Annotated in this window: 14 protein-coding genes; 1 reads left to right on the plus strand and 13 read right to left on the minus strand. The window is 67.3% G+C overall.

Features of this window, described 5'->3' with window-relative positions; genetic code table 11:
- Position 1: 1 nt before the first annotated feature.
- The 6 genes from BLEFHOIH_RS04825 to BLEFHOIH_RS04850 form a co-directional block, all read right to left on the minus strand.
- Positions 2-205: a hypothetical protein gene (locus BLEFHOIH_RS04825; RefSeq protein WP_088343373.1), complete on the minus strand. Its 204-nt coding sequence runs from the start codon at positions 203-205 to the stop codon at positions 2-4.
- A complete protein-coding gene (locus BLEFHOIH_RS04830; RefSeq protein ID WP_088343374.1) occupies positions 198-1,262 on the minus strand; it encodes an oligopeptide/dipeptide ABC transporter ATP-binding protein in 1,065 nt (354 codons plus the stop codon). The genes BLEFHOIH_RS04825 and BLEFHOIH_RS04830 overlap by 8 nt, the downstream gene beginning before the upstream one ends.
- The gene (locus tag BLEFHOIH_RS04835; RefSeq protein WP_088343375.1) at positions 1,249-2,136 is read right to left on the minus strand and encodes an ABC transporter permease; all 888 of its coding nucleotides are present in this window, start codon (positions 2,134-2,136) and stop codon (positions 1,249-1,251) included. The genes BLEFHOIH_RS04830 and BLEFHOIH_RS04835 overlap by 14 nt, the downstream gene beginning before the upstream one ends.
- Positions 2,137-2,139: 3 nt before the next feature.
- Complete coding sequence (locus BLEFHOIH_RS04840) at positions 2,140-3,084, minus strand: ABC transporter permease (RefSeq protein WP_088343376.1); 945 nt, start codon at positions 3,082-3,084, stop codon at positions 2,140-2,142.
- Positions 3,085-3,730: 646 nt separating this feature from the next.
- A complete protein-coding gene (locus BLEFHOIH_RS04845) occupies positions 3,731-5,338 on the minus strand; it encodes an ABC transporter substrate-binding protein (protein WP_245296870.1) in 1,608 nt (535 codons plus the stop codon).
- A 216-nt stretch (positions 5,339-5,554) separates the two neighbouring features.
- Positions 5,555-6,292: an aspartate/glutamate racemase family protein gene (locus BLEFHOIH_RS04850; protein WP_088343421.1), complete on the minus strand. Its 738-nt coding sequence runs from the start codon at positions 6,290-6,292 to the stop codon at positions 5,555-5,557.
- A gap of 107 nt (positions 6,293-6,399) precedes the next feature.
- Between BLEFHOIH_RS04850 and BLEFHOIH_RS04855 the strand changes: the two genes are divergently transcribed.
- Positions 6,400-6,879, plus strand: coding sequence for an ureidoglycolate lyase (locus BLEFHOIH_RS04855; RefSeq protein ID WP_088343378.1), 480 nt, complete (start codon positions 6,400-6,402; stop codon positions 6,877-6,879).
- Positions 6,880-7,035: 156 nt separating this feature from the next.
- Here BLEFHOIH_RS04855 and hydA read toward each other — a convergent pair whose 3' ends face one another.
- The 7 genes from hydA to BLEFHOIH_RS04890 form a co-directional block, all read right to left on the minus strand.
- A complete protein-coding gene (gene hydA, locus BLEFHOIH_RS04860) occupies positions 7,036-8,463 on the minus strand; it encodes a dihydropyrimidinase (RefSeq protein ID WP_088343379.1) in 1,428 nt (475 codons plus the stop codon).
- A gap of 522 nt (positions 8,464-8,985) precedes the next feature.
- Entirely contained in the window at positions 8,986-10,239 is a 1,254-nt protein-coding gene (locus tag BLEFHOIH_RS04865; protein ID WP_088343380.1) for a M20/M25/M40 family metallo-hydrolase, read from the minus strand.
- The gene (locus tag BLEFHOIH_RS04870) at positions 10,236-11,492 is read right to left on the minus strand and encodes an allantoate amidohydrolase (protein WP_088343381.1); all 1,257 of its coding nucleotides are present in this window, start codon (positions 11,490-11,492) and stop codon (positions 10,236-10,238) included. The genes BLEFHOIH_RS04865 and BLEFHOIH_RS04870 overlap by 4 nt, the downstream gene beginning before the upstream one ends.
- 224 nt (positions 11,493-11,716) lie before the next feature.
- Complete coding sequence (locus BLEFHOIH_RS04875; protein WP_088343382.1) at positions 11,717-12,445, minus strand: amino acid ABC transporter ATP-binding protein; 729 nt, start codon at positions 12,443-12,445, stop codon at positions 11,717-11,719.
- A complete protein-coding gene (locus BLEFHOIH_RS04880; protein ID WP_088343383.1) occupies positions 12,432-13,082 on the minus strand; it encodes an amino acid ABC transporter permease in 651 nt (216 codons plus the stop codon). Before BLEFHOIH_RS04880 ends, BLEFHOIH_RS04875 begins: the two co-directional genes overlap by 14 nt.
- Before the next feature lie 3 nt (positions 13,083-13,085).
- Positions 13,086-13,748 carry an amino acid ABC transporter permease gene (locus tag BLEFHOIH_RS04885; RefSeq protein WP_088343384.1) on the minus strand — a complete coding sequence of 221 codons (663 nt, stop codon included), beginning with the start codon at positions 13,746-13,748 and terminating at the stop codon, positions 13,086-13,088.
- Positions 13,749-14,106: 358 nt separating this feature from the next.
- Complete coding sequence (locus BLEFHOIH_RS04890) at positions 14,107-14,859, minus strand: transporter substrate-binding domain-containing protein (RefSeq protein WP_245296871.1); 753 nt, start codon at positions 14,857-14,859, stop codon at positions 14,107-14,109.
- Positions 14,860-15,047: the final 188 nt, after the last annotated feature.

Here is a 15,047-nt window from a genome sequence, read left to right on the forward strand (position 1 = left end):
CTCACTCACCGCCCCGCTCGCCGCGCTGCACCACGAGGAAGGTCGACGGCTCGACCTCCAGCGGCAAGGCCAGCTTTTCCGCCGTGAAGCGCGTAAACACCGGCGCGACGGCGCGGGCGATGCGGGCGGGCACATCGGCCCCAAGCGCGACGCGCGCGGCTTCGGCGTTCAGCCGGATGCGTTCGGGGGTGATTTCGTCAGCCATTCACTGTCTCCTTGACCTTCGGGGCCACGGCCTTGCTGTGCCCGGAGCCCGGATCGACCATAAAGCAAGCGGCCAGATGGCGCTCGCCTCCTGTCGCCATGAGCCGGGGCGCGCGGGCGCTGCAAATTGCCTCGGCATGGGCGCAGCGCGTGTGGAAGCGGCATCCGGGCGGCGGGTCGATCGGGTTGGGCGGGTCGCCGGAAATCGGCGCTTCCTGGGTGCGATTATCCGGATCGAGCGAGGGCATCGCCGCCAGCAGCGCGCGCGTATAGGGGTGGCGGGCGTCGGTCCAAAGCGCTTCGACCGGGCCGGATTCCACGATCTCGCCGAGATACATCACGATGACGCGGTCGCTGATGAAGCGGACCACGTTGAGGTCGTGCGAGATGAAGAGGTAGGTGAGGCCGAATTCTTCCTTCAGGTCGATCAGCAGATTGAGCACCTGCGCCTCGACGGATTTGTCGAGCGCGGATACGGCCTCATCGAGGATGACGAGGCGCGGCGCCAAAGCCAGCGCGCGGGCGATGTTGATGCGCTGCCTCTGCCCGCCGGACAGCTCATGCGGATAGCGGTCGGCGAACAGCGCCGGGTCTAGGCCGACCTTGCGCAAGAGATCATGCGCGCGGGCGCGGGCCTGCGGCGGAGCGACGCCATGCACCTTCGGGCCGAAGGCGATGGTGTCCTCGATGGTCAGGCGCGGGTTCAGCGAGGCATAGCTGTCCTGGAACACCATCTGCACGCGCTGGCGCAATTCGCTCAGCGACAGCACCGGCCCGACCGGCTCGCCGTCGAACAGGATTTTTCCGGCGTCCGACGGCATCAGCCCGATGATGAGCCGCGCCGTCGTCGACTTGCCGCAGCCGGACTCGCCGACGATGCCGAGCACTTCCCCCTTGGCCACCGAAAAGCTGACATCGTCCACGGCGCGCACCACGCTCGCCTTGCCGAACAGGCTGGCGTTCAAGGCGAAGTGCTTGCTGAGCCCTTCGACCGTCAGCAGCGGCTGGCACGGCCCGCCGATATCGGCGGCCGGTTTCAGGGCGTCAATTTCGGACATCCATCGCGCTCCGCATACCGTCGCTGAGAAGGTTGAAACAGATCGACACGGTGAAGATCATCACGCCCGGCAGCGCCGCCACCCAGGGATTGACGTAGATCGCCGTGCGCAGCGTGTTGAGCATCAAACCCCATTCTGGCTCCGGCGGCTTGGTGCCGAGGCCGAGGAAGGAGAGGCCCGCCGCGAGGATCATGCAGACGCTGATGAGGCTGGTCGCATAGACGAAGATCGGCCCCAGCACATTACCAAGGATGTGGACGCGCATGATGGTCAGCGCGCCCGCGCCCGAGGCCCGCGCGGCATCGACGAAATCGAGCGACCGCACGCCGGTCGTCACGCTCTCGGCGACGCGGACGATGGGCGGGATGAAGACGATGGTCAGCGACAGCAGCGAGTTGAGAAGGCCGCCGCCCAGCGCGCCGGAGATGGCGATCGCCAAAAGCACCGAGGGGAAGGCGTAGAAGACGTCGACGGTGCGCATGATGAGCTGGTTGACGACGCCGCCGAGATATCCGGCGATGATTCCGAGCGTCGTGCCGATGAAGAAGGCGAAGACGACCGGCAGCAGCCCGATCAGCAGCGACAGCCGTCCGCCATGGACCAGCCGGGTGAGCATGTCGCGGCCGAGCTCGTCCGTGCCGAGCGGGTAGCCCGCCGTGCCGATGGGACGCAGGCGCCGGATCATCGAGCCCAGATACGGGTCGGCGAGACCGAGATAGGGGGCGAAGACCGCCGCCAGCGCGATCAGCAAGAGGATCGCGGCGCAGATCATGCTGACCGGATCGCGCAGCAGGCGGCGGCCGACATTGCCCCAATAGCCGCGCGATTTCCGTGTCGCGGCGAGGTCGATGAGATCGTCGGCGAGCACGCTCATGGGTCAGCTTCGCTTGATGCGCGGGTCGATGGCGGCTTGCAGCACGTCGACCATGAGGTTGAGGAAGACGAAGAACAGCGCCAGCACCAGGATGGTGCCTTGCAAGAGCGGCAGGTCGCGCTGGAAGATGGCGGCGTTCAGCAGGAAGCCGGTGCCGGGCCAGGAAAACACCGTCTCGATCAGGATCGAGCCGCCGAGCAGGTAGCCGAGCTGCAAACCCATCACGGCGACGGCGGTCGGCGTGGCGTTCTTGGCGACATGGGCGAAGACGCGCCCCTCGCCGAGGCCCTTGGCGCGCAGGGCGAGCACGAATTCCTGCGAGAGGATGTCGCCGACGAGGGCGCGCACGGTGCGCGTGACGATGCCCATCGGGATGACCGACATGGTGATTGCGGGCAGGATCAGGAATTGCAGATGCTCCCAGTCCCAGGCCCAGCCGCCCGGTCCCGCGCCGACCGCCGGCAGCCAGCCGAGCTGCACGGAGAAGATGATCACCAGCACCATGCCGAGCCAGTAATGCGGCGTGGAAACGCCCGCGATGGAGATGGTGGTGACGAGGCGGTCGACCCAGGTGTCGCGGAAATAGCCGGCGAGGAAGCCGAACAGCAGCCCGAAGCTGAAGCCGAGCACCGAGGCGACGGCGGCGAGCCGCAGCGTGTTGCCGACGGCACGCGCGACTTCGTCGGCGACGGCGCGGCCGGTGGCGATGGAGGTGCCGAGGTCGCCGTGCAGAGCCTTCCAGAGCCAGATGCCGAACTGGACGGGCAGCGGCCGGTCGAAGCCGTAGGCGCGGCGCATCTGCTCGGCGAGTTCGGCCGAGGCGTCGGGCGGCAGGACGGAGATGAGCGGATCGCCCGGCGCGATGTAGACGAGCAGGAAGCAGACCAGCGACACCGCGAGGACGACGGGCAGGACGAGGAGGAGGCGTTTGAGGATGAATGCGAGCATGGAGGCGCTTCGTTAGCTCCACAGATTGGGGAGGCCGCGTTGCGAAGGGGTGTTGATGAGCGGGGGCGGATTGACCGATGGTTCGTGACCGCTCACCCCGGCCCGCCGCCAATGGAGACTTTTGCGTAACGCGGGGCCTATCCCCCCGTCGTCCCGGGCGGCCGTCAGGCCGGACCGGGATCCATTTGCGGAACAGCCGGCACCATGCTTGCGGAGAGGCGAGTAGGCCCCGGCTCTTACGGCCGGGGCGACGGCATAAATTGTCGCGTTTAGCAAAGCCCGCCAATGGGCGAGGGGACGATCGTGCCGCTTGGCGATCGCTGTGCTCATTGCGTCGGCTCCTTTTCCTCTCTCCCAGGGGGAGAGGGTGGCGCGTCAGCGCCGGGTGAGGGGGTGAGGACTATCGGTGGTCCGCAGCCTCTCCTCCGTTCCGCTTGGTCTCCCACTGTGCCGGCGGCTCCCCCTCACCCACCCGCCTGACGGCGGGAGCCCTCTCCCTCAAGGGGAGAGGGCAATGGCGCAAGCGGCGAGGTGCCGCCTCTCATCTGGCTCGGGTCAGCCCTCTCCCCTCGAGGGAGAGGGCGGGCGCGAAGCGACCGGGTGAGGGGGCTTTGCAGCCCTGCCGCACGCGGGCGGTCGCGGCCCGTTACTCCAGCGTCATCGTCGAAAAATCCACGAACCAGCTTTTGGGCTGCACGAAGCCCTTGATCTTCGGGCTCATCGCGCGCGGGCCGACGTCATGCGCCACCCACAGGAACGCCGCCTCGTCCACCGAGCGCTCGTGCAGTGCGGCCAGCGCCTTGTCGCGCGCGGCCGGCTCGAACGCCACCCGCACATCCGCCGCCAGCTTGTCGTATTCCGGCTCGTTGATGAAACCCCAATTGTTCGACACCGGCGGCGCCATCTTGGAATCCAGGAAGCGGATCATGGCGAAGAACGGGTCCATCGCCGCATAGGTCACGTTGGTCGCATTGGCGCCGCGTGCCGAATCGTCCTTGGCGCCCTTGCGCCAGTTGGTGAACAGCGTGTTCCACTCGATCACGTCCAGCTCGACGTCGAAGAAACATTCCGCAAGGCTCTGCTGGATGAACTCGTTCATCGGGATCGGCAGCATTTGGCCCGAGCCCGAGGCCGAAGTCTGCGTCTTCACCTTCAGCTTCTTGTCGGCCGAAAAGCCCGCTTCCTGCATCAGCTTGCGCGCCGCATCCGGATCGTACTTGATCGCGAATTTCGGATTGCCGCGCCAGGGATGCCCCGGCTCGAACGTGCCGGTCGCGGGGACCATCAGGCCGCCGAGCAGGCCGTCCTTCATGCCGTCGCGGTCGATGCAGAGATTGGCGGCCTTGCGGACGCGGATGTCGTTCCAGGGCGAGCCCTCGATGCGGCTGAACTGCCAGGGCCAGACATGCGGCTGCTCATTGGCCTGGATCACGAAGCCGCGCTGCTTGATCTGCGGCAGCGCGTCGGGCGCCGGGTTCTCGATCCACTCGACCTGGCCCGAGAGCAGCGCCGCCGTGCGGGCGTTGGCTTCGGGCATCGGCAGCAGCACCAGCCGGTCGACCTTGGGCACGCGCTTGGCGTCCCAGTAGCCGGCATTCTTGACCAGCTCCAGCCGCTCGCGCGGCACGAACTTGTCCATCTTCCAGGCCCCGGTGCCCGAGGCGCTACCGGCAAAGGCCGCCCAGGCCTGCTTGGCGCGCTCCTTCGGGTCGGTGACGCTGGCGGGAACAGCCGCTTCGAGCTTCTTCCACTGGGCGGGACTGGCCATGAAGAGATTGGCGAGGTTGATCGGGAGCAGGGCGTCGGGAGCCGCCGTCGTCAGCTCGACCGTCATCTTGTCGATGGCCTTGGTGCTGCGCAGGCTCGGCATGCGCGAGGCCGTCACGCCGACCTGGCTCGGATCGAAATGCGGAGCGTCCTGCTTCAAGACCTTCTCGACGTTCCAGACGACGGCGTCGGCGTCGAAATCGGAGCCGTCATGGAATTTGACGCCGGGGCGAAGCTTGAACACCCATTTGGTCTTGTCGGCGGCGTCCGGTGCCCATTCGGTCGCGAGGCCGGGGATGATGACGCTGGGCTTGTCCGCCGAGGACAGGTCCCACAGCGTCAGGCCCTCATACATGGTGTTGCCGGTGAAGCGGTTGCCTTCGAAGCCCTGGTCGGGCTGGCCGAGCGTGCGCGGGATGTCGGCGGCGGTCATGCCGATGCGGACGACGGACTCGGCCCGGGCGGCGGGCATCGGGCCGGCCAGCATCCCGGCTAGGAACAGCGCGCCACCGAGGCGCGCCAAATCGGGCTGTCGCATATGTCCCTCCAGTTGATCTGCCGACCCACCTTTCAAGGACCGTGCCAGTCAAGCGCCGCCGCTCAGCCGAGCAGCGGCGGGAATGCCGCGCTAGGCGGCACGCTTGTATGCAATCCATGCTCAGATTATAGGCAGAATCCCGGGCTGGCACGCGAAACCAGTGGCTTAGCCCTTGGGCGAAAAGGGCGCGAACAGCCCGGAATAGGGTTTTGCCAGCGGCGAGGCGTAAGCGCGCCGCTTCGAGGTGGCGAGCCCTTGCGCGGCGAGCGCTTCGGCCAGCGTCACCGCCGCCGCGACGCCGTCGACGACCGGCACGCCGAATTCCGCAGACAGCGAGGCGGCAAGATCGGCCATGCCGGCGCAGCCCAGCACGATGGCCTCCGCGCCGTCGTCGCCGAGCGCGCGCTCGATCTCGGCGCCGATGCGGGCGCGGGCGTTCGAGGCCGGGTTCTCCAATTCGAGCACCGGCACATCGGCGGCGCGGACGCGGGCGCAGCGGCGGTCGAGGCCGTAGCGCAGAAGGTTGGTTTCGATGACGGGGATGGAGCGCGCAAGCGTCGTCACCACGGTGAAGCGATGGGCGATCAGGCTCGCCATGTGGAAGGCCGCTTCGCCGATGCCGACGACGGGCGCCTCGGCCAGGGCGCGCGCCGCGTCGAGGCCGGTATCGTCGAAGCAAGCGATGACGTGGGCATCGGCGCCGTCCGCCTCGCCCTCGGCGATGCGCGCCAGCAGGCCCGGCACGGCGAAGGCGTCGTCATAGGCGCCCTCGATGGAGGCCGGGCCGAAGGCGGATTCCACCGCGCGGATGCTGGTGCCGGGACGGGCGACGCGCGCGGCGGCTTCGGCGACCGTCCGAGTCATGGCGGCGGTGGTGTTGGGATTGACGATGTTGAGATGCATGGCGCTTGCCCCGATGCTCCGGTTGCGATCCAAGACCTTGATCGCGCGTTTCAAATCGATCATGGTCCGCCTCTGATTTTTCCGCACGCTCTTTCGGGACCCAGCCGATGCGCACCATCCTCGCCGAGCCGATCTCAGCCGAAGCCTTCGCCCCCTTCGGCGAGCTGCTGGTGCCGCCCGCCGCTCCGGGGCGCGACTATTTCGACGCCAGTCTGAGCAACGCCCGGCCGGGCGCGCGGCCAAGCGTGTCGCTGGCTGTGGCCGAGCCGGTCGCGGTGCCGCTCGACGCCGTGGTGATGGAACGGCACCAATTCTCCTCGCAAAGCTTCGTGCCGGTGGACGCTGACGGCTACCTCGCCATCGTCGCCCCCCACGCCGCCGATGGCGGCCCGGATGTCGAGCGGGGCCGGGCTTTCCTGGTCCCCGGCGGCCAGGGCATCACCTTCCGCGCCGATGTCTGGCATCACCCGATGGCCTGCCTCAACCGCCCCTCCACCTTCGCCATCGTCATGTGGCTCGACGGCTCCTCGGCGGATACGGAGCTGGTGTCGCTGGCGACGCCGTTCCGGGTTGCGCTGGCGGACTGAGATCGAGAGGGATTTCGGGCCCACCCCCTATTCCGTCGCCCCGGCCGTCAGAGCCGGGGCCCACTCGCTTCACCTCTTGACGCAGCACTTGTGGTTCGATGATTGGGTCCCGGCTCACCGCTTCGCGGCGTCCGGGACGACGAACGCGGGCGATATTCACTGCGGGACACCCACCGCCGCCGCGAACGGCGACTTATCGCGCGCGACATGCTCGCCGTGGCCCAGCTTGCCGACCAGCTCGCCGTCCCGCGTGACCACACGCCCGCGCACCATGGTCGTCACCGGCCAGCCCTTCACGGCGATGCCCTCATAGGGCGTGTAGTCCGAGCCGTGATGCAGCAAGTCCTGGCTGATCGTCACCTCGCGCTCCGGGTCCCAGATGGCGATGTCGGCGTCGCTGCCGATGGCGATGGCGCCTTTGCGCGGCAGGAGGCCGTACATGCGCGCGTGGTTGGTCGAACTCAGCGCGACGAACTGGTTCAGCGTGATGCGGCCCCTGCCGACGCCCTCGGAGAAAAGGATCGGCAGCCGCGTCTCAACGCCGGGGATGCCGTTCGGCACCCAGCGGAAGCTGGTGCGGCCCTTCGGCGTCAGCTTGCCCTGCGGGTCGTCATAGCGGAACGGGCAGTGGTCGGAGGAGAAGGTCTGAAAGACGCCGGTTTCGAGGCCCAGCCAGCAGGCTTTCTGGCTCGCCTCGTCGCGCGGCGGCGGGCTGCAGACGAGCTTGGCACCCTCCATGTTTAGGCCGTCGAGATCCTTCGCCGTGAGGACGAGATATTGCGGACAGGTCTCGCCGAACACCTTTAGCCCCCGGCTCTGCGCCCAGCGGATCTGCTCCATCGCCTCGCCATTGGAGACATGCACGATCATCACGGGCACATCCGCGATCTCGGCGAGGCTGATGGCGCGGTGCGTCGCCTCGCGCTCGACGGCGATGGGGCGCGAGGTGGCATGAAATTTCGGTGCGGTCTGCCCGGCGCGCTCGAGCTTTTCCGTGAGGAAGCGGATGGCGTCGTCATTCTCGGCGTGGACCATCACCAGCGCGCCGGTCTCGCGGGCGACCGAGAAGACCTCGAGCATCTGGAAGTCGGTTAGCGCCAGGTCGGCATAGGTCATGAACACCTTGAACGAGGTGTAGCCCTCGCCGACGAGGGCCGGCAATTCCTGGCCGAGCACTTGCGGCGTCGGGTCTGAGATGACGAGGTGGAAGCTGACGTCGATGTGGCAGCGGCCTTCGGCCTTGGCGTGGTAGTCCTTCAGCGACTGACGCAGGCCGGTGCCGCGCTCCTGCATACAGAACGGCATGACGAGCGTGTTGCCGCCGAAGGCCGCCGCGCAGGTGCCGCTTTCGAAGTCGTCAGCCATGACGATGCCGGGGCCACTCGGCTGGGCAAAGTGGACGTGGCTGTCGATGCCGCCGGGCAGGACGAGCTTGCCGCGCGCGTCGATGACGTCGTCGGCCGCGCCGAGGTCGTCGCCGAGCGCCGCGATGCGCCCCGCGCGGATGCCGACATCGGCGGCAAAGGTCTCGCTGGCGGTCGCGACGGTGCCGCCGCGGATGATGGTGTCGAATTTGGCGGCCATGGCGTGTTCTCCCGACTTGTCGCTCAGTAGGTCAAGCTGCGGCTTGTGGCTCCCCCTCACCCGGTCGCCTGACGGCGCCCGCCCTCTCCCTCAAGGGGAGAGGGCAAAAACAGGGGCGTCTCGTTCTTCGCCCTCTCCCCTCGAGGGAGAGGGCTCCCGCCGTCAGGCGGGTGGGTGAGGGGGCTTTTTCAGCCCCAAGGCTCGACAATGTGTTCACCCCGCCCGACCGCGGTGCTCGCGGCCGCGCGAAGACTCTTAGTGTTGGCCAGCGCCTCCGCGCTGGCCGTGTGCCCACTTGGCCGTGGGCCCCGGGGGGGCCTACGCAAATGCTTCGCCAGCGGCTTTGGGCACAATCATTCCCAAGAAACGTCCTGATCCCATGCAGTGCACACGGCCGCGAGTCCTGCGTCTCCGTTGACCCGCCGGGGCCCACGGCCAAGTGGGCACACCATCGGCGCGGATGCGCCGATGCAGCTAAGACTCTTGCCGCCAGCACCACGCCCCCGCTGACCCCATCCGGGTTCACTCAGCCAGCTGCGGCGACAGCAAATCGAGCACCGCGAGCGCCACGACCTCCGTCGCCTTATACAGATCATCCAGCTTCAGCTTCTCGTCCGCGCGATGCCCATTCGCCTCGAGCAGCGTGCGCGGCCCCGCGCCGTAAAGCACCGTCGGGATGCCCTGCGCCGAGTAGAGCCGCGCATCGGTATAAATCGGCACACCCTTCGTCGCGACGGCCTCGCCGAGCACCTCCTCCGCGCGGCCCTGGATCGCCGCGATCAACCGCTCCTGCCCCGGCATCGGCACGAAGGGCGCGGCGATCAGGATGCGCCGCATCTGCACGGAAATCCCCGGATAACGCCCGGCCGCCGTCTCGATCAGCGCGCGCAGCGCCGCCTCGGCCTCCTCCGCGCCCTCCTCGGGCGTGATGCGGCGGTCGATGCGCATCGTCACCTTGTCCGGCACCACATTCGTATTGATGCCGCCCGAAATCAGCCCGACCGTCAGCCCCGGCGCGCCGATGCCGGGCACGGGCGACACCCGCTCGCGCAGGGCATGGCGCAGCTCGTAGAGCGCGGCCAAAACACCCGTTGCGGCTTCCAGCGCATCGGCCCCGGTCTCCGGCATGGCGGCGTGCGCGGAGCGGCCGACGATCTCCGCCTCCAGATGCAGGCAGCCATTATGGGCGGTGACGATGTCGTAGGAAAATCCGGCCGAGATGGCGTAATCCGGCTTGGAAATGCCGCGCTCCAGCAAAAAGCCAGGCCCGATCAGGCCGCCCGCCTCCTCGTCATAGGTCAGATGCAGCTCGACGGTGCCGCCGATGCGCGCGCCGCGCGCCGCCGCATGTTTCAGCGCTAGCAGCGCGAAGCCATAGGTGGCGAAATCGGATTTCGACACCGCGACGCCCCGCCCATACATGACCCCGTCCGCGATCTCCGCGCCGTAGGGGTCATGCGTCCAGCCGAGGCCGGGCGGCACCACGTCGCCATGCGCGTTCAGCGCGACCACCGGCCCGTCGCCGAACCGCTCGCGGATGACGAGGTTCGTCGCCGAGATCATGCCGTTCCGCGCGGCAAGCTCCTCAGGCACATCATGCCGCTCCACGGTGAAGCCGAGCGCTTCCAGCAGGGCGGCGGCCCGCTCGGCATGGGGACGGCAATCGCCCGGCGGATTGTCCGATGGCACCTTGACCAGCGCGGCCAGGAACGCCGTCTGGTTGTCGCGGGACCATTCCAGGAATTCGCGGATGGCGGCGGTGTCGTCGGAACTCATAGGCTGGCCTTCGCTTGCGGTCGGAAATTTTCGATGAAACTCAGAAGGATGCGCGCGCCGGACGCGACATCTTCGTCGGGGACATGCTCGTCCGGATGGTGGCTGACGCCGCCGCGGCAGCGCACGAACAGCATGGCGATGTCGGTGATGTCGATCATGGCCATGCCATCATGACCGGCCCCGCTCGGCAATTCCAGCACCCGGTGGCCATCCGCCGCGATCGCCTCGCCGAGCTGCGCCCTCAGCCAGGGCGCGCAAAGGGCGGTCCCGTTCTCATGGGTCTTGGCGATGCGCGCCTTCAGGCGTCGGCGCGAGGCGGTCTCGTCAATAGCGTCGATCACCGCCGAGACGGCTTTCTTGCGCACGCTGTCGTCGGCGGCGCGGATGTCGGCGGTGAAGCGGACACGGCCGGGGATAACGTTGGTCGCGCCCGGCTCGGCGGCGATCTGGCCGACCGTGCCGACGAGGCGCGGATCGCCGCCGCAGAGTTTTTCGATGGCCAGCACGCATTCGGCGGCCCCGGCCAGCGCGTCGCGGCGCAGGCGCATCGGCACGGTGCCGGCGTGCCCGGCCATGCCGTCGAGGGTGATGAGGAAGCGGCTCGCGCCGCTGATGGCCGTCACCACCCCGGCGGGCAGGTTTTCCGCTTCCAGCACCGGCCCCTGCTCAATGTGCAATTCGACATAGGCCAGGATGTCGCCGCGCCGCCGGGCGGCCTTCTTGATGGCATCGGGGCTGAGGCCGAACGCGGCCATGGCCTCGCGCAGGCTCAAGCCGTCATCCCCCCTGGCTTCCAGCGCGCCTTCGTCAAAACTGCCCGCGATGGCGCGGCTGCCGAGCAGCGTCGAGGAAAACCGCACCCCCTCCTCGTCCGCGAAGCCGACGACTTCCAGCGCGAAGGGCAGGCGCAGCCCGCGCCGGGCGATGTCGGCGACGCATTCGAGCGCCGTCAGCACGCCGAGCGGCCCGTCCCATTTGCCTGCGTTCCGAACGGTGTCGTAATGCGAGCCGAGCATCAGGCAGGGCAGGCCGGGTGTCCCGCCTTCGTAGCGGCCGACGACATTGCCGATTTCGTCCATGCGCGCGGAGAGTCCGGCCTCGCCCATCCAGCCGAGGATGAGCTCGGCGGCGCGCCGGTGCTCGTCGGAGAAGCAGATGCGGGTCAGCCCGTCGGGGCTGGCCGAGATGGCGGCCAGTTCACCGATACGCCGGACGATCCGCCCGGCCATGCCGGCATCCTGTGTCATGGTCATTGCTTTCGCTGCTAACGGTCAGTCGGGTTGGGGCTGGCGGATAGGTCTGAACGTCCGCGCCCCCTCACCCGGCCGCTTCGCGCCCGCCCTCTCCCACGAGGGGAGAGGGCCATGCTGAGCCAGATGAAAGGAGTCACCTCGCCGGTCGCGCCTCTTTGCCCTCTCCCCTTGAGGGAGAGGGCTCCCGCCGTCAGGCGGGTGGGTGAGGGGGCTTTGCCACATCGTCAATTCAGCCCGCTGACGAACTGCGCCAGCTCCGGCGTCTGCGGATTGGCGAAAAGCTCCCTCGGCGGCCCCTCCTCATGCACCCGCCCCGCATGCATGAACACCAGCTTCGTCCCGACATCGCGCGCAAACCGCATCTCATGCGTGACCAGCATCAAGGTCATGCCCTCGCTCGCCAGTTGCTCGACGACGCGCAAAACCTCATTCACCAGCTCCGGATCGAGCGCCGAGGTGATCTCGTCGCAGAGCAGCACCGTCGGCCGCATGGCGAGCGCCCGCGCAATCGCGACGCGCTGCTGCTGCCCGCCCGAAAGCTGCGACGGATAGGCGTCGAACTTCCCTTCCAGCCCGACCTTGGCGAGCAATTGCTCGGCGACATGGCGGGCCTCGCCCTTCAAGGTCTTGGCAACGACGGTCGGCGCCAGCATGATGTTCTCGCCCGCCGTCAGATGCGGGAACAGATTGAACTGCTGGAACACCATGCCGACATAGCGGCGCAGCGTGCGCAAATCGGTCTTGCCGTTGCCGACCTCGAGCCCATCGACCGAGATGCTGCCCGACTGAAAGCTCTCCAGCCCGTTGATGCAGCGCAGAAGCGTGCTCTTGCCGCTGCCGGAGCGGCCGATGATGGCGACCACGTCGCCACGCTTCACCTGCATGGAGACGCCCTTCAGCACCTCGACCGGCCCAAAGCTCTTGCGGACGTCGGTGATGCTAACGAGCGACATTCAGGCGGCCCTCCAATCGTTTGGCGTACCAGGACAGCGGGAAGCACAGGCAGAAATAGATCAGCGCCACCAGCGAATAGACCAGGAACGGCCGGAAGGTGGCGTTGTTGAGCATGGTGCCGGCCTTGGTCAGCTCGACGAAGCCGATGATCGAGGCGAGCGCCGTGCCCTTGATGACCTGCACTGAGAAGCCGACGGTCGGGGCGACGGCAATGCGGGCGGCCTGCGGCAGGATCACGTAGCGCATCTGCTCGAAATAGCTCATGGCGAGGGTCGATGACGCCTCCCATTGCCCGCGCGGGACAGCCTCGACGCAGCCGCGCCAGATTTCCGACAGGAAGGCGCTGGTCCAGAAGGTGAGGGCGAGCCAGGCGGCAACCCACGGGCTGACCTCGATGCCGAACAGGGCGACGCCGAAGAAGAACAGGAAGAGCTGCATCAGCAGCGGCGTGCCCTGGAAGAACTCGATATATCCGGCGGTCAGGAGCCGTAGCGCCCAATGGTCGGAGACGCGGCCGAACAGCACGATCAGCCCGACGATGCCGCCGCTGACGAAGGCGATCAGCGACAGCAGCACCGTCCACCGCGCCGCCCAGAGCAGGTTGTTGAGGATGACGGAGAAGGTGAAATCGGCCATGGCTCAAACCTTCGGGAAGACGAGGCGGCCGATGCCGCGCAGTACGGCGCGCATGGCGATGGCCAGCAGCAGATAGAGCAGCGCGACGGCGAAATAGGCTTCGAAGGCGCGGAAATTGCGCGACTGGATAAAATTGGCCGCGTAGGTCAGGTCCTCCGCCGAGATCTGCGAGACCACCGCCGAGCCGAGCATGACGATGATGATCTGCGAGGACAGCGCCGGGTAGACCTTCATGAAGGCCTGCTTCAGCACGACGTAGCGAAAGATTTCCCAACGCGACATGGCGAGGCTGAGGCCCGCTTCGATATGGCCCTTCGGCACCGCCTCGATGCCGGCGCGGATGATTTCGGTGGAGTAGGCGCCGAGATTGATGACCATGGCGAGGAAGGCCGCCTGCGCTTCGGTCAGTTTGACGCCGAGCGCGGGCAGGCCGAAGAAGACGAAGAAGAGCTGCACGATGAAAGGCGTGTTGCGGATCAGCTCGACATAGACGCCGACCGCGTAGCCCGCCCATTTCGGCCCGAAGGTCCGCGCCCCCGCCCCCGCCGTGCCGAGGCCGATGCCGGCGACGGTCGAGACGGCGGTGAGGATGATGGTGAAGGCAAGGCCCCGCGCCAGCACGTCCCAGTAGGGCAGAAGATCGCCGAAGCTGAGCTGGTAGATCATGGCGAGGCCCCCGGGCTGGTGCTGGTCGGCTCAATTTTTTCGAAATCCCCGCGCAGGCGGGGATCCAGTAATCACAAACTCAGATCCACTCTGCCTAACCGCCCATGCTGCGGAGTACTGGGTCCCCGCCTGCGCGGGGATTTCGTCTGAGAGTGAGGCGGGCCGTTCCGATAACGATCTCGCCCCGAGCAGGCCGACCGCTAAGCTGCGCCCCCGCGGCTACCCCTCACCCGGTCGCTGCGCGCCCGCCCTCTCCCTCAAGGGGGGAGGGCTAAAAACGAGAGGCGCCCACTTGCTCTCTCCCCTTGAGGGAGAGGGCTCCCGCCGCAAGGCGGGTGGGTGAGGGGGGCTCTTGCCCTCAAAACCCCGCCGGCAGCGGCGCCTTCAGCCAGGTCTCCGATAGCTTGGTCAGCGCGCCGGTTTCCTTGGCCTTGGCGATGATCGCGTTGACCTTGGCCAGCAATTCCGGCTCGCCCTTGTTCAAACCGACGAAGCAGGGGCTGTTCTTGATGACGAATTTCAGCTCGGGCTTGCGCGCCGCGCTCTTGTCCGCGATCGAGGCGGCAACCGTGTTGCCGGTGGCGATCAGATCGACCTGGCCGGAGATGAATGCCGATATCGTCGCGTTGTTGTCTTCATAGCGCTTGATCGTCGCCGAGGCAGGAGCTGTCTTGGTCAGTTCCTGCTCCTCGATGGCGCCGCGCGTCGCGCCGACGGTCTTACCGTCCAGGTCCTCGACCTTGGCGACGGCGACGTCCTTGATGCCGTAGACGCCCGAGAAGAACGGGGCATAGGCGCTCGAGAAATCGATGACCTTTTCGCGCTCGGCATTCTTGCCCAGGCTCGAGATGACGAGATCGACCTTCTTGGTCTGCAAGTACGGGATGCGGTTGGCGCTGGTGACCGGCACGATCTCGGCCTTAACGCCCAATTCGGCGGCGATGTAATTGCCCATGTCGATGTCATAGCCGGCGGGCTTCATGTCGGTGCCGACCGAGCCGAAGGGGGCAAAATCCTGCGGCACCGCGATCTTGATGACCTTGGCCTTCATGATGTCGTCGAGCGCGTTGGCGGAGGCGTTTTGTGCGCCGGACAGCGCCAGCAGCGCCATGCAGCCGAGCGCGCCAGCCGCCCCTCGGATTTTTTGCAGCGAAGTCATCAATATCCCTTTCACTCGCCAGTTGCAGACCCTGGCTCCCCTCGGAAGGAGCAAGAACGATGCCAGCCCCGCGCGGCCGACTGAATGCAATGTTGCGGTGCGGGATGCGTTGCGTCCAATATATGGTTTGGATCGATTGA

This window comes from Rhodomicrobium sp. R_RK_3, assembly GCF_002198715.1.
In the GTDB taxonomy this organism is placed as follows: Bacteria; Pseudomonadota; Alphaproteobacteria; order Rhizobiales; family Rhodomicrobiaceae; genus R-RK-3.

What these genes read in the sequence shown, in the direction of transcription:
- BLEFHOIH_RS04825 (WP_088343373.1), bottom strand. Translation starts at nt 205, where the DNA reads ATGGCTGACGAAATCACCCCCGAACGCATCCGGCTGAACGCCGAAGCC.
- BLEFHOIH_RS04830 (WP_088343374.1), bottom strand. Translation starts at nt 1,262, where the DNA reads ATGTCCGAAATTGACGCCCTGAAACCGGCCGCCGATATCGGCGGGCCG.
- BLEFHOIH_RS04835 (WP_088343375.1), bottom strand. Translation starts at nt 2,136, where the DNA reads ATGAGCGTGCTCGCCGACGATCTCATCGACCTCGCCGCGACACGGAAA.
- BLEFHOIH_RS04840 (WP_088343376.1), bottom strand. Translation starts at nt 3,084, where the DNA reads ATGCTCGCATTCATCCTCAAACGCCTCCTCCTCGTCCTGCCCGTCGTC.
- BLEFHOIH_RS04845 (WP_245296870.1), bottom strand. Translation starts at nt 5,338, where the DNA reads ATGCTGGCCGGCCCGATGCCCGCCGCCCGGGCCGAGTCCGTCGTCCGC.
- BLEFHOIH_RS04850 (WP_088343421.1), bottom strand. Translation starts at nt 6,292, where the DNA reads ATGCATCTCAACATCGTCAATCCCAACACCACCGCCGCCATGACTCGG.
- BLEFHOIH_RS04855 (WP_088343378.1), top strand. Translation starts at nt 6,400, where the DNA reads ATGCGCACCATCCTCGCCGAGCCGATCTCAGCCGAAGCCTTCGCCCCC.
- hydA (WP_088343379.1), bottom strand. Translation starts at nt 8,463, where the DNA reads ATGGCCGCCAAATTCGACACCATCATCCGCGGCGGCACCGTCGCGACC.
- BLEFHOIH_RS04865 (WP_088343380.1), bottom strand. Translation starts at nt 10,239, where the DNA reads ATGAGTTCCGACGACACCGCCGCCATCCGCGAATTCCTGGAATGGTCC.
- BLEFHOIH_RS04870 (WP_088343381.1), bottom strand. Translation starts at nt 11,492, where the DNA reads ATGACCATGACACAGGATGCCGGCATGGCCGGGCGGATCGTCCGGCGT.
- BLEFHOIH_RS04875 (WP_088343382.1), bottom strand. Translation starts at nt 12,445, where the DNA reads ATGTCGCTCGTTAGCATCACCGACGTCCGCAAGAGCTTTGGGCCGGTC.
- BLEFHOIH_RS04880 (WP_088343383.1), bottom strand. Translation starts at nt 13,082, where the DNA reads ATGGCCGATTTCACCTTCTCCGTCATCCTCAACAACCTGCTCTGGGCG.
- BLEFHOIH_RS04885 (WP_088343384.1), bottom strand. Translation starts at nt 13,748, where the DNA reads ATGATCTACCAGCTCAGCTTCGGCGATCTTCTGCCCTACTGGGACGTG.
- BLEFHOIH_RS04890 (WP_245296871.1), bottom strand. Translation starts at nt 14,859, where the DNA reads ATGGCGCTGCTGGCGCTGTCCGGCGCACAAAACGCCTCCGCCAACGCG.